This is a genomic window from Aquisphaera insulae (genome assembly GCF_011064615.1).
Lineage (GTDB): Bacteria > Planctomycetota > Planctomycetia > Isosphaerales > Isosphaeraceae > Aquisphaera > Aquisphaera insulae.
Map to the genome: position 1 here is coordinate 26,467 of NZ_JAALJH010000009.1, position 13,636 is coordinate 40,102.

8 protein-coding genes are annotated in these 13,636 nt (G+C 70.5%); 1 reads left to right on the forward strand and 7 read right to left on the reverse strand.

Going from position 1 to position 13,636, the window contains the following annotated elements:
• Positions 1-105: 105 nt before the first annotated feature.
• The 7 genes from G6O54_RS07650 to amrB all read right to left on the reverse strand — a co-directional run bounded on the left by G6O54_RS07650 (position 106) and on the right by amrB (position 11,904).
• Positions 106-4,560, reverse strand: coding sequence for a DEAD/DEAH box helicase (locus tag G6O54_RS07650; RefSeq protein ID WP_165222650.1), 4,455 nt, complete (start codon positions 4,558-4,560; stop codon positions 106-108).
• Positions 4,561-4,657: 97 nt separating this feature from the next.
• Entirely contained in the window at positions 4,658-6,007 is a 1,350-nt protein-coding gene (locus tag G6O54_RS07655; protein ID WP_165222652.1) for a sulfatase-like hydrolase/transferase, read from the reverse strand.
• 90 nt (positions 6,008-6,097) lie between these two features.
• Entirely contained in the window at positions 6,098-7,459 is a 1,362-nt protein-coding gene (locus tag G6O54_RS07660; protein ID WP_165222655.1) for a serine/threonine-protein kinase, read from the reverse strand.
• A gap of 110 nt (positions 7,460-7,569) precedes the next feature.
• Positions 7,570-8,559 (reverse strand): PP2C family protein-serine/threonine phosphatase, encoded by a 990-nt coding sequence (locus tag G6O54_RS07665; RefSeq protein WP_250846759.1) that lies wholly within the window; start codon positions 8,557-8,559, stop codon positions 7,570-7,572.
• A 121-nt stretch (positions 8,560-8,680) separates the two neighbouring features.
• Entirely contained in the window at positions 8,681-9,427 is a 747-nt protein-coding gene (locus G6O54_RS07670) for a PIG-L family deacetylase (protein ID WP_165222658.1), read from the reverse strand.
• 196 nt (positions 9,428-9,623) lie between these two features.
• Complete coding sequence (locus tag G6O54_RS07675) at positions 9,624-10,625, reverse strand: alpha/beta fold hydrolase (RefSeq protein WP_165222661.1); 1,002 nt, start codon at positions 10,623-10,625, stop codon at positions 9,624-9,626.
• Positions 10,612-11,904 carry an AmmeMemoRadiSam system protein B gene (gene amrB, locus G6O54_RS07680; RefSeq protein WP_165222664.1) on the reverse strand — a complete coding sequence of 431 codons (1,293 nt, stop codon included), beginning with the start codon at positions 11,902-11,904 and terminating at the stop codon, positions 10,612-10,614. Before amrB ends, G6O54_RS07675 begins: the two co-directional genes overlap by 14 nt.
• A 266-nt stretch (positions 11,905-12,170) precedes the next feature.
• Between amrB and G6O54_RS07685 the strand changes: the two genes are divergently transcribed.
• Entirely contained in the window at positions 12,171-13,550 is a 1,380-nt protein-coding gene (locus G6O54_RS07685; protein ID WP_165222667.1) for a tetratricopeptide repeat protein, read from the forward strand.
• Positions 13,551-13,636 lie beyond the last annotated feature (86 nt).

The following is a 13,636-nucleotide window of genomic DNA, read 5'->3' on the forward strand; positions in this document are numbered from 1 at the left end:
ACTCCTGCGGGCCACGGCCGCCCGCGTCGTGCCGGCGCGACTCGGTCGCTCCGGGGATCATAATGGACCCTGGCCGCGAAGTCACGCCGCCTCGCGCAAACTTCATCAACCCGGGCGGCCAGCATCCTCCGAAACGGCGGGTGCCCACGCCGAATAGAAGGCCATGGCGGGATAGTCGCGGACGAAGCCGAGCTCCGCCAGCCGGGGTTGGATGGGAGACCCGATCGCGGGACCGCCGTTGTACGTCTCCACGCGGAAGACGCCCCGGGAGCGTGCCAGCCCCATCAGGTGCCCGAGCGCCTGGTCGATCTCGGCCTTCGACGCGCTCGCGAGCCCCGTGATCCGCTTTCCATGCCCCTCGAGGATCAGGATCGGCCGGCCGCCGCGGAGGACCAGGTAGTTCCCCGGCAGGCGGGAGAGCCGCGCCGTGCCCCCTTCCAGCAGGGGGATGTCCAGGGGCGCACCGCCGCCGTAGAGGTTCGCCGGGTCGGCCGCGGCGACGAGCACCTCGCGACCGGCCCGACTCCCGCTCGCCAGGGCCGACAGGCCGTCGGCCGCCTCCGCGGTCGCGAACTGGACGCCGGAGAAGCCCTCCACGAAGTAGCCCCGGCGCAGCTCGCCCCGGAGCTCCGCCCGCGCCAGCAGCGGGTAGAGCTCGGCCCAGGGCGGCGCCCAGCGATCCAGGTCCGCGATCTCCCTCGCGAGGACGCCGTAGCGATCGAGCATCGCGTCGATCCAGGCCCGGCGATGTTCGTCCGCATCGCACTCGCGAGGCTCGATCCCCGACCAGCGGCCCTCGGGCAGGGCCGTCCGCAGCTTCCGCCCGCCCCGACGCGGCCCGCCGTTCAGCCGCGCCGCCTCCAGCGATTCGGCCATCTGGCTCGCGCCCGCCCTGATCGGGTCGAACCGATCGTTGGTCACGCGGCCGCCTCGCATCAGGTCGTCGAGTGCCCGACGCACCGCGGAGGGGTCGAGCCCCGTCCTCCGCGCCAGATCCACGGAGAAGCTCGCGCCGGAGGCGCGCAGGGCATCGAGCACCGCGGATCGGTCCTCGCCGAGAGCCTCGACGTCCGGGGCGGGCCAGCCGCCGAAGAAGTCGCGAGGCACGATCGCGACGCTCAGGCTGTCGGGGCCGCTCGCCGCGGCCCGCCAGCTCCAATCCCCCCGCGCCAGCAGCTCGTCGAGCAGGGCGGGACGATAGCCCCGGACCCGCCGCGGGAGGATCTCCTCCTCCCAGAAGGCCGGCGACGCCGCGAACCCGCGGAGCTGGTCGAGCACGGAGTCCAGCTTCGCCGACGCGTCCCCGGACCGCGGACCGTCGAGCCCCTGGCGGCCGACCAGGAACTCCACGAAGACCTCCGGCGGCACCGCCACGGTCTCTCGCCGCCGCATCGCCACCGTCAGGCGGCGGATCTCGGCCAGGTTCGCGCCGTCGGCCCACCGGGGCTGGGCGTCCTCGGACGCGGGGGCCAGGCGGATCAGGCTCCCCGACTCCACGCTCCGCTCCAGCAGGTCGGAGGCCAGCTCCGACGGGATCGGATACCGCCCCGTGAGCTCGGAAAGCCCGACCAGCGCGTGGGTCCGGATGAACCGCCCGACGATCGCCTCGAGCGCCTCGCGGTCCGCTTCGTCACCCGCGAAGGCCGCGACATAGAGGGACGCCTCTTCCGCCGGGATCCATCGCGACGGCTCGGTCGTCCCTTCCAGCGTGATCCGCGCGGCTCGCCCCTGCGACTCGAGATCCCCGAGCCATCGCTCCATGGGCCCGACGACCTCGGACGGGGCCAGGTCGCCCAGGCTGGCGAGGGTCTCCGCCATCTCCTCCGCCGACCTCGGCGCCAGCCCCTTGCGGCGGAGCCGGCCCTCCACGCGGCCGATCGCCTGCGGGTCCAGGAGCGTCGCGCCGGCCGTCGATTCGAGGAGGGCGTCCAGCAGGTCCTCGTCCACCGCCGCACCGGACCGGGATTCGCCGCGGCGCGGCTCGTCCCACTGGTAGATGTAAAGCGGCGTGAACTCGAAGAGGAGGTCGGAGGCGAACGGCGAGGCGATCTCCGCCGGCCGGGTGACGACGCGGATCGACCCTTCGCCGATGCCCGCGAGCAGGCGCCGAAGCCTGGGGAGCTCGAGATCCTGCTCCAGGCATTCCCGGTAGGTCTCGACGACGATCGGGAACTCGGGGAACCGGCCGACGACCTGGAGCAGGTCCTTGGCGCGCAGCCGCTGGAGCCAGAGGGGCGTCCGTTTCGACGGGTCGGGCCGGGGCATCAGCAGGGCCCGCGCGGCGTTCTGGCGGAATCGCAGGCCGAACAGGGCCGTGTCGGGGAGCTCGCGGCGGATCAGGCCCTCCGCCTCGTCGGGCGAGAGGCCGTCGAGCAGGTCCAGCGGCGGCTCGTCCATCTGCGGCAGGCGGAGGAGCAGGCCGTCGTCCCCGTGGAGGCAAGACGCCTGGACGTGGAATCGCTCGCGAATCCGGGCGAGGAGCGCGATCTTGAGCGCCTGGTGGACCCGGCCGCCGAACGGCGAGAGGATCGCCAGGCCGAGCTCCCCCGTCGGGTCGCGGAACGTCTCGTACAGGATGGTCCGATCGTCGGGCACCGCCCCCGCCACGCGGTTCTGGCGGGCGAGGTAGCGGATCAACTGGCGGGCCGCCTTCGGCTCCAGCCGGCAAGTCTCCTCCAGCCAGCCCGGCAGCGCCGGATCGTCGATCCGCCCGACGATCTCGCGGGTGAGCTCGCCGACGGCCTCGCCCAGCTCCCCGGTCCGGGGCGCCGATTCGCCCCTCCAGAACGGCATCACGGCGTTCTGGCCGCTGGCCGGCTCCACGATCACGCGCTGGGCGTCGATGACCGCGATCTTCCAGAGGCTATTCCCCAGCGCGAAGGTCTCGCCGACCCGGCGCTCGAAGACGAACTCCTCGTCGAGCTCGCCGAGCCTGGGCCCTCCGTCCCCGAGGTAGACCGGGAACTGGCCTGTGTCCGGGATCGTCCCGCCCCCCACGAGCGCGAGCTTCGCCGTGCCGGGGAGCGGCGCGAGGGCGTTGTGGATCCGGTCCCAGACGATCCGCGCCCGCAGGTCCCGGAGCGTGCCGGTGGGGAACCGGCCGGAGATCATCCGCAGGACCTGCTCGAACGCCTCGGCCGGCAGGTCGCCGAACGGGTAGGCGGACCGGACCAGGTCGAACAGCTCCGGCACGGTCCAGCGGTCCATCGCCACGCAGGCGACGACCTGCTGCGCCAGGACGTCCAGGCAGGACCGCGGCACCCGCGAGGTCTCGATCTCTCCCGCCACCATCGACCGCGCCAGGGCCGCCGTCTCGAGCAGGTCGGACGGCGTCTTGGCGATCAGCCGGCCCTTGCTCACGCCGTGGACGACGTGCCCCGCCCGCCCCACCCGCTGGAGGCCCCGGGCCACGCTCCCGGGCGACTCCACCTGGCAGACCAGGTCCACGTCCCCCATGTCGATGCCCAGCTCCAGCGAGGCCGTCGAGATCACCGCCCGCAAGCAGCCGGACTTCAGCTCCTCCTCGGTCGTCCGCCGCTCCTCCTGGCTCAGGCTGCCGTGATGCGGCTTGAACGGCGCGGGGGCATCCGGCGGGGAGTCCGCAGCCTCCGGCTCCAGCGATTCGATCAGCCGGGCCGTGAGCTTCTCCACCGTCCGCCGGTTGTTGGCGAAGATGATCGTCGATTTGTGTTCCTCAGTCAGGGCGATCAACCGATCCGCGATCGCCGGCCAGACGGTCTGGGGAGGCCCCGCGGGGCCGCCGCCATCCCCGCCCGGCCAGAGCACCTTCAGGTCCATCGACTTCCGCCGGCCGGCATCGACGAGGGTCACCGGACGGGGCTCGAACCGACGCTCCCCCCGGGGGCCGTCCTTGACGATCCTCTGGCCGCCCAGATACCGCGCAACCTCGGCGAGCGGACGCTGGGTCGCCGACAGGCCGACGCGGACGAAGCTCCGCTCGCAGATCGCCTCCAGTCGCTCCAGCAGGAGCGCCAGGAAGACGCCCCGCTTGTTGCCGCAGACGGCGTGGATCTCGTCGACGATCACGTGCGAGACCCCGCGCAGGACCTCGCGGGCGCGGCTGGTCAACATCAGGTGCAGCGACTCGGGCGTGGTGATCAGAATGTCCGGCGGCTTGCGGACGATCCGGGCCCGCTCGGCCTGCGGCGTGTCCCCGCTCCGGGTCGCCACGCTCAGGGGCGAAAGCGGCGAGCCCAGCCCCTCGGCATGCTCGATGATCCCCTCGAGCGGCCGCTCCAGGTTCCGCCGGACGTCCTCGTTGAGGGCCTTCAGGGGCGAGATGTAGAGGATCCGCACCCCCTTCTCGCGCCGGGGCGTCCGCCAGAGCAGGTCGAGCGCCGCCAGGAAGGCCGCCAGCGTCTTGCCCGAACCGGTGGGCGCCACGATCAGCGTGTTCCGCCCGGCGGCGATCTCCGGCCAGCCGAGCTGCTGCGGCCTCGTGGGCGTCCCGAGGTTCTCCCGGAACCAGCCGGCCACCGCGGGCAGGAACCGATCGAGGGCTTCATCGGGATCGGACTCGTCAGGCCTGTCGAGATCCACCTGGTCCCCTCCCGCGTCCACGATTGGAATTCCCGGGACGTGATCTTGCACTTTAGTACAGTACCATATCCCGCCCACCCTCGTCACCCATGGCGGGTCAGGGCAGCGAACGGCGCCAGGCCAGGGCTGCGGCCCTTAGTCGCTCCGCCGTCGCGGCGTTGGCGGCCGACTGATCCCTGGTTTCTGCCGGATCGGAGGCCAGGTCGTACAGCTCCGCGCCGGTCCCGTCGGCGTTCACGAGGAGCTTCGTCAAGCCATCGAGCACGGCGAGATTCGGCGATCGGCCCCTGCCGGCGGGGTAGGCGAAGGAGTCCGGGTTGCGGCCGTATTCCCAGAACAGCGGCCCAGACCGCGTCGTCGGCGTCCCGAGCAAGGCGGCGGAGAGGTCCTGGCCGTCCGGCCTGTAGCCTTCCGGCAGGGGCGCCGAGGCGATCCGGCAGAGGCTCGGAAAGAAGTCGAGGGTCGAGATCACGGTCGTCGTGTCCTCGCGGCCGGCCGGGATCAGCCCCGGCGACCAGGCGATGAGCGGCTCGCGGATGCCCCCCTCGTAGAGGCTCAGCTTGCTGCCGCGGAGGCCGCCGGTTCGCTCGGTGCCGAACGGGGGCATCGGGCCGTTGTCGGAGAGGAAGAGGACGATCGTCGGCCGGCCGTTGGAGCCGGCCCGGACGAAGTCGAGCAGCCGGCCGACCTGGCGGTCGAGATCCGCAAGGACCCCCTTCAGCCGGCTGGGGGTGTTCGCCTTCCCCTCGTCGCGGCCGCCGGGCTGCTTCTGCTGGTCGGCCTCGGTCGGCACCCAGGGCGTGTGCGGGTCGTCGAGCCAGAGGTTCACGAAGCATGGGCGGTCCTTGTGGGCCTTGAGGAAGTCGATCGTCTGATCGACCATCCAGCCCGAGCGTTCCCAGCGCTTGACCCTGTCCACGGCCGACCAGATCCAGTCCTTCGCGGTGAGCTCGGGGGCCGGCTCCGGGCTCTCCCAGGTGCCGAGGCCAAGTTCGTATCCATAGGAGAAGAACTTCGGCGGGTCGACGACGTCGCGACCGCCTCCGAGGTGCCACTTGCCCACGTGCGCCGTGGCGTAGCCGGCCGCCTTCAGCGCGCGAGGGAGCGACGGGGCCTTCGGGTCCAGGTAATCCGCCATCCCGCAGGCGCGGTTGCCGGCACGCGTCTGGAGGTAGCTGGTGATCCGCCAGCGGCCGGGGTATTGCCCGGTCAGCAGGCCGCACCGCGAGGGCGAGCAGATTGGGGCCGCCACGTAACAACGGGTGAACCGGATCCCCTCCCGCGCCATCCGGTCGAGCCGCGGCGTCTGCGCGAGCCGGCCCCCGTAGCAACCGAGGTCCGAGTAGCCGAGGTCGTCGGCGAGCACCACCACGATATTCGGGCGGGTCGATGACCCGGGTGCCGCCGTGCACAGGGCGAGAGCGAGGGCGAGGGCTGGGGTGATCATGAGGGACACCTCGGGTGGATCGTCGGCGGGTGGAACGGGCCGGTGCAGGCGCCGCGGTCGGCGCGATCGGTCATCCCTCACGAGACACGATCAGCCCCGCAGGAGCAAGGCGATGATCAGGATCGCGAGCAGTCCGAGCCCCATGACCACCAGGCAGAAGTGGATCAGCCAGCGGGTGTCGTCGATCGGCGCGACGCGGCCCATGTCCCCGTCCGGCCGCGGCCGGCGGGCCGCGGGGAGCGGCGGCGCGGGGGCCTTGTAACGGGGTGCGTGAGAGGGCTCCGGGTCGCCGAGGTCGCGGAGCGAGACGATCCCGGGCGCCGATTCGTCGGAGATCGACAGGAGCAGGAGGTCCTCCTCGGCGAGGGGAGGGGGCGGGGGCCGGAACGAGCGGGCCGCGTCCGCCTCCGCGCCGAGGATCGCGTGCACCCGGTCCGGGTCGGTCCACCGGGCCATGTCCGCGCGGAGCTCGGCGCAGGTCGCGTATCGCTCCTCCGGCTTCTTGGACATGAGCTTGCGGACGATCGCCGCGAACGCGGTCGGGACCCCCCGCGCGACCTTCTCGAGCGGCTCCGGATCGTCGAGCCGCTGGCGGAAGATCTTGTTGATCATGTCGCCCCCCTCGAAGGGGGGCCGCCCGGAGAGGGCGAAGTAGAGGGTGCAGCCCAGGCTGTAGAGGTCGCTGCGGGCATCCGCCCGGGTGGCGTCGCTGAGCTGCTCCGGGCTGGCGTAGTCGAGCGTCCCCAGCACGGTGTTCGCCCGCGTGATCCCCTTCTCCTCGCCCAGGGCCCTGGCCAGCCCCAGGTCCAGGATCTTGGCGGTGCCGTCGGGCATGATCATGATGTTCGAGGGCTTGATGTCGCGGTGGACGAGCCCGGCCGCGTGCGCGGCCGCCAGGCCGTCGACGACCTTGAGGAAGATCTTGGCGGCGTCGGGCACCCGGAGCGGCCCGTATCGCTCGCTCCGGACCATGTCGTGGAGGCTCATCCCGGGGATGTACTCCAGGACCATGAAATACACGTCCCCCTCGTTCCCGACCGCGAGGGTCCGCGCGACGTTGGGGTGGACGCACCGCTGCGAGAGCTCCATCTCGCGGCGGAACCGGGCCAGGCTGCCGGATTCCTCGAGGGCCTTCTTCGGCGGCAGCACCTTGACGGCGACCTTCTCCCCGGTCGTCTCGTTGACGGCCAGATAGACCTTCCCCATCCCCCCCTCGCCGAGCTGGCGGAGGATCCGGTAGCCCCCGAGGAAGAAGCCCCGGGTCGCGCCCGCCAGGAGCTTCTTCGCCTGGTAGCTCGTGAGCAGGCCTTCCCGGACCAGGCGGCGAGCCGCGTCCGCCGCGGCGTCCTTGCCGGACGACGGGCCGATTTCGGACCGAACCGCGGCCAGGTCCGCCTCGGAGACGAGCCCCGATCGGGCGACCGCGTCCACGAAGTCCTCGATCGCGAGCATGGTCCGATTCACCTCGTCAACTCATCCGTGACGGCCGGACATGACCACCCTCGGGCCCGGGCCGGCCTGCACGCTCCATGACGCCCGCCCATGGTCCGATTCGACGGGGCTCAGACCGGCACGGGGGCGGAGGCCGGGGCGGCGGACGCCACGGGAGCGGGGGCACTCTCGGCCACCACGTAGATGGTGATGCAGGTGATATTGTCCTTGGAGTCGTTGTGGAGCGCGAGGTCCTTGAGCATGACGGCCGCCTGCTGGGGGTCGTTGACCGAGCCCAGGATCCGGGCGATCTCCTCGTCGGGGACGACGCCCGTGAGCCCGTCGCTGGAGAGGAGGAAGCGGTCCCCCGGCTTGACGTCGAGCACCTTGAAGTCCTCCGGGCCGCCCCGCGCGTCCTTGCTGCCGAGGTAGAGGTAGAGGACGTTCGTGAATTTGTGATTGGGGAGTTCCGCGGGGGTGATGGTCCCTGCCTCGAGCAGGGCGCGGGCCAGCGAGTGGTCCTTGGTGAGCTGTTCGAGGTGGCCGTCCCTGAGCCGATAGGCCCGGGAATCGCCGATCCCCGCGACGTAGACCTTGTCCTGGCGGAACTGGGCCAGGACCACGGTCGTCCCCATGTTGGAATACTCGGTCACCAGGCCGGAGCTGCTGAGGATCTCCGAGTTCACCTCCGCGACCGCCTCGCGGATCGACTCCTGGACGTGCTTCGGCTCGCGTTCGCCGGGGAGGAGATGTCGGGCGACGGCCTGGGGGATCTGCTCGACCGCCATCAGGCTCGCCTTCTCTCCGGCCTGCTGCCCCCCCATGCCGTCGGCCACGATGAACAGGTGGGACACGTCGAAGGTCATCGCCGGGGAATCGTTGCTGGCGTCCGACAGGTCGGCCCGCACGGGCTTGCGGCCCGGGACGAAGTAGTTGTCCTCGTTATGCTCGCGATAGTTGCCCCGGACCGAGACGACGCCGACCTTCAGCTTGAGCTGGCCCGGCAGCAGGTTCAGCGACGAGAGCGTGGCGAATTCATCGGTGGCGTCCTGGTCGTTGACGACCGGGGCCTGGCCGATGAACCGGCTCCACCAGGACTTGAATTTCGCGATCAGGCACACGGCGACCGCCTTCTCAGCTATGAACCAGACTCCGGATCGGATGCGAGCCACCCTACCAGATTGTATATTCGGCCAAGGGACCTCGATCAGGAAATACTCGGGTGAAATTCCCGACCATTCGTCAGGATTTCGCGTGCATGGGGCTGGCCCACTGCATCAGGTCGTTGATACCGACGGTCCGATACGTCAGGAATAACTCGCCTGCCTCGAATCCCGCCGTCAGGCCGTGATAGCGATTCATCGTCTCGACCGCGCGGAAGATACCAGCCTTGTTCGGCGGAAACTGCGTGGCGTAGACCCGGATCGCCTCGAGCTTGACCTCCAGCGTCGAACCGATGTCGGCCACGATGAATCCGGAAGCCTCCGGCAAGTCTAACCCATGCAAGGCGATCGGGAAACTGAGCTGATTGGAGACCGTGTGCGGGACGAGGCCGTCGAAATGCTCGTCCCACTTGGTCAAGCGGCTATAGAAGACGGCAGCATCGGTGATGAGCATGGCCTGGTAATGGTCCGGCGAGGCGAGGACCGTCTTGCCGCCGAAGCCGATCACGACCTTGGGGCGGTGGCGGCGGAAGACCTTGGCCAGCGCGATCCGGTGCTCGAACGAGTCGAAGAGCCGCCGGTTGGGCAGATTCAGGTTCAGCCGCATCGCCACGCCGAGGATCTCGCCCGCCCGACGGGCCTCTTCCAGGCGGACGTCGGGCCCGGGCGAGGCCGGGGTGGGCTCGCCGTCGGTGAGGTCCACGATGCCGACCGCATAGCCCTGGCGGGCCAGCCGCGCCAGGGTCCCGCCGCAGGCGATCTCCACATCGTCGGGGTGCGCCCCGACGGCCAGGAGGTCGAGCTCGATGTTCCCGGGATCGCTCATGCGGCTGGGAGCCCTCTCGGTGCGGATAACGGTCGGCGGTCCACCTCGGACGATCGTCCGTCGCTCGGCGACGCCCGCGACCCGATCGCGGCGAGGCGGGTCGCGGGCCCGCGGCGTTGTATTGTAACCCGTTGCGATCCGATCCGCCATGAAGTCACGGCTCAATTTGACCGAGACTCAGGAGTCGATGACGACGTCAGGCCGGCGCGAGGCCGGGGCGAGATCCGGCGTCCCTGGAGCACGGGCCCCCCTCCGGGCAGGGCAAGAGCCATTCCCCCACCACCCTCGCCAGCAGCTCGGCATGGGTCAGGTGGGGGATGTGGCCGACGGTCGGCAGCACGGCGGCCTCGGCGTGGGGGAGGAGCGATTTCAGCTCCTCGAAATAGCGCCAGGGCACGATCCGATCCTCTCGCCCCTGGATCAGGAGCAGGCTCGCGTGGATGTTCTCCAGGGTCGGCCGAAGGTCCAGGCCGGCCACCAGCGAGGTCCGATGCGCGAGCGCCCGGATCGGTGTCAGGCCGTTCTGCTCCAGGTAGAAGGGCCAGCGGTCCTGGAGGATCGCCGGGAAATCCGGCTTGCTGTTGTAGGTCAGGACCCGCTCGCGGAGCGGCAGGCCGGCGGCGGTCCCCGGGACGCACCGCCCCAGGGCCAGGGCCAGTCGTTCCGCCATCGAGAATTTGCGGCGCGCGAAGGCCCCCTGCACGATCGACCGCGGGAACCGCCTGGGCTCCCGGGCGATCGCCCGCAGCACGACCGTGGACCCGAACGAAAGGCCCGCCAGGAAGGCCCGCCCCAGCCGGAGGTGGTCGATCAGGCCGAAGAGGTCGTCCGCCAGGTGCTCGTGGCGGATCCGGCCGAGCCTGGCGCCGTCCGACGGGTCGTCCCCCGGATAGGCGTACTGGATCGTCCGGAATCGCTCCGCCAGCCGGTTGAGCACGAGCGCATACACCCGATGGGTCGCGGCGATGCCCGGGATCCAGATCAGCGGGGGCCCGTCCCCCAGGATCCGATAGGTCATCCGATATCGCGGCCCTTGCCAGGCACCGACGGTCGCGGCGGCCTCGTACCGCTCCACCTCCCGGCGGACGTCCGCCGGAGGCCGGCAGCCGGAGCCGGCGGAGGGAGGGTCGACCGGCGAGGCCCCCGGCGGGGGCGGACTCACGGGCGGCGGTTCGATCGTCTCTTCAGCGGCTGGCATGGCCATCGATCACCGGGTGAGGAGGTCCAGGGCAGGGGTCCGGCCGCGCGGCCCGGAAGACCATGCTCGCGAAGCTCACGCAACACCGGCGGCGGGCGTCGAGGGCCTGGTCGTAGCGGAGCAGCTTCCCGTTCACCGGGCCGATCGTCCGGAGCATCGTGTAGGTGGCCGCCAGGCCGCACACCCGGTAGCGGTTGGAGACCCCGGCCGCGGTCCGGAACCAGCCCGCCGCGTCGCCCTCGGCCGCTCGATCCAGCATCTCCCGGTCGAAGGCCCTTACCGTCTCTTGCAGCTTGTCGTCCACGGGCGCCGCGTCGCCGAACTCCGGGCCGACATGGCAGAGGTCGATGCCGCCGATGTACGCCACCTTCTTGCCGCCGGCCCGCTCCGCCTCCCGGAGCGCCTCGATGAACCGCCGCACCGACGGATCCTCGATCGGGTCGACGCCCCGCTCCATCAGGTCGTGGAACGAGCCCGCCAGGATCGGCACGATCCGGAATTCACGTTCCGCCGAGAGGACGTGGCGGAGGAAGACCGTCTGGAACTCGACCGAGTGCTCGGCCCGATGGACCAGCTCGTCGTCGAAGAGGTCGTCCCCCGCGATCGACGCGATCCGCTCGACGTATTCGCGGTCCGTGCGGACCACCCCGAGCGGGGTCTCGAAGTCCTTCCTCGTGAGCGCGAACCGGCGACGGCAGGGCTGATGGGCGACCCCCAGGATCACGTAGACATCGGCGTCCGCCTGTTCCGCGAGCGCCTTGTAGGCCCAGGTGTAGACCGGCCCGCCCCGGCCGAAGTCGATGTGCGGGCTGAGGACGCCCCGGATCCGCTCGGCCGGCGGCCCCCCGAGCGCCGGCGGGCCCGCCCCTCCGGCGCCGGCGTAGAGGCCGTTGATCTGGGCCCGAAGCGCCATCCCGTCGGCCGAATACGACCGCCCAGCCAGCGCCGCCGGCCGGGTCTCGGTCCGGCGGTACTCGCCCAGGTAGTCCGCGAACCGGGGCCCGTCCAGGACCATCGCGCGGTCGAGCTGCGAGACCAGCCGGGACAGGACATCCTCCGGCATCGGCTCCCCGGTCTCGGCCAGGATCCGGGCCCGGACGTCCTCGATCGAGTTCTCCCCGTCGAAATGGCGGCAGACCTTCACGAAGGCGTCCAGCGGCACGAGCACCGGGTCGCGGAACGCCCCGAGCGGATCCTGGAGCATCGCGAACGACCGACCCTCATGTTCGATCCGGCGGGCGGAGAGCGGGCGGAGCCTGGGGCGTTCGAGGCTGGACATGCGGCGGACCCCTCCTGGGGACGTCGGATCGGATCAGGGGATCGGCCCGGCGACCGGAAGCCACGGCATTGTCCGCCCTCACCCCCGGCGAGGTCAAGCAGGGGACCCGGTCCGATCCCGCGGTCGCCCCCGTCCCGTCGCTTTCCCCGCCTCGCCGTAGAGATTCGTCGAGTTCTTCCGTTAGAATGAGAGTGCTATCGCCTCGATCCAACCTTGTCGGCATCTCGTGCTGAATCCCAGCGGTCCCGTGGCCAGGAGTGCCCTCGATGTCCGCGGAGTCGAATCCGGCCGATCGCCAGAAAGCGAAGACGTTCTTCCAGTACGGCAACGACGCCGCACTCAAGGACAACCTCGACTACGCCATCGACATGTACAAGCAGGCGTGCAAGCTCGTCCCGGATAATCTCCCCTATCGGCAGTCGCTCCGGGGCGCCCAGCGGAAGAAATTCAACAACGATCCGTCCAAGGTGGGGATGCTCGCCGGCGCCAAGAACCAGGGCATCCGGATGAAGGCGCGGTCGGCGAAGTCGAAGGGCCAGCACGCCCACGCGCTCGAGATCTGCGAGGACGCCTTCTCGAACAACCCCTGGGACGTCTCGACGGCCCGCGAGGCCTCGGAGGCCGCGGAGGAGGCCAAGCTCCTCCCCCTGGCGGAGTGGTATGTCGAGTCCGTCATCAACTTCGCCAAGGACGCGGACTTCTTCCGCCATGCCGCCCACGTCTTCGAGAAGAACGAGCACTGGGCCAAGGCCATCGCGAGCTGGGAGCGGGTCAAGCAGCTCGACCCCAACGACGAGAACGCCAACCGCCAGATCAACGGCCTCTCGGCCAACTCCACCATCCAGCGGGCGGGCCTCAATGATTCGCTGGACAAACGCCTCAGGCCCGCCGCCGAGACCTCGGAGGAGACGGCCGCCCGACTCGAGCGGATGAAGCTCGAGCAGCTCACCCCGGAGGAGCGGTGGCAGAAAGAGATCCAGGAGAACCCGAATCAGGTCTGGCCCTACCTGAACCTGGCGGAACACCACCGCAACCGCAGCCAGCTCGATCAGGCCGAGAAGATCCTGGCCCAGGGGGTCAAGAACAATCCCCGCGACCCGATGATCCTCCAGGCCTATGCCGAGGTCCAGATCGCCCGGATGAAGCGCGCGATCGAGTCCTGGACGCAGCGGACCAAGGAACGGCCCGACGACGAGGCGGCCGCGGCGAAGCTCGCGCAGATCACCAAGCTCCTGAGCGACTACGAGATCAAGGAATTCCGCCGCCGGCTGGCCCTCAGCCCGGAGGACGCCAACCTCCACTATCAGCTCGGCCTCTGCCTGGCGAAGGCCGGCCTCCACGACGAGGCCATCGCGGAGTTCCAGCACGCCCGGTCCAGCCCCGCCCTCAAGGTCCAGGCGCTCCTCCAGGTCGGCCAGTCCTTCGAGGCAAACCGGGCCCTCAAGCTCGCCGATCGGGCGTATCGGGACGCCCTCAAGAGCCTCGAGGGCGAGGACATGGCCACGTCCAACGCGCTCCATTACCGCCTGGGCCGTGTCGCCGAGGAGATGGGCAACATGGAGGCCGCCGAGGAGCATTACAACGAGGTCGCGGCCAACGATTATTCCTATCTGGACGTCGCCCGCCGGCTACGGAACTTGAACTGAAGCCGGGCCTCGTGGTATCATGGGATTTTCGTCCCATCTCCAGGCGGTGGGATTGCGCTCGCGGTTCTTCCATCGTGCACGCCGCG

What these genes read in the sequence shown, in the direction of transcription:
- G6O54_RS07670 (WP_165222658.1), bottom strand. Translation starts at nt 9,427, where the DNA reads ATGAGCGATCCCGGGAACATCGAGCTCGACCTCCTGGCCGTCGGGGCG.
- G6O54_RS07675 (WP_165222661.1), bottom strand. Translation starts at nt 10,625, where the DNA reads ATGCCAGCCGCTGAAGAGACGATCGAACCGCCGCCCGTGAGTCCGCCC.
- G6O54_RS07660 (WP_165222655.1), bottom strand. Translation starts at nt 7,459, where the DNA reads ATGCTCGCGATCGAGGACTTCGTGGACGCGGTCGCCCGATCGGGGCTC.
- amrB (WP_165222664.1), bottom strand. Translation starts at nt 11,904, where the DNA reads ATGTCCAGCCTCGAACGCCCCAGGCTCCGCCCGCTCTCCGCCCGCCGG.
- G6O54_RS07685 (WP_165222667.1), top strand. Translation starts at nt 12,171, where the DNA reads ATGTCCGCGGAGTCGAATCCGGCCGATCGCCAGAAAGCGAAGACGTTC.
- G6O54_RS07655 (WP_165222652.1), bottom strand. Translation starts at nt 6,007, where the DNA reads ATGATCACCCCAGCCCTCGCCCTCGCTCTCGCCCTGTGCACGGCGGCA.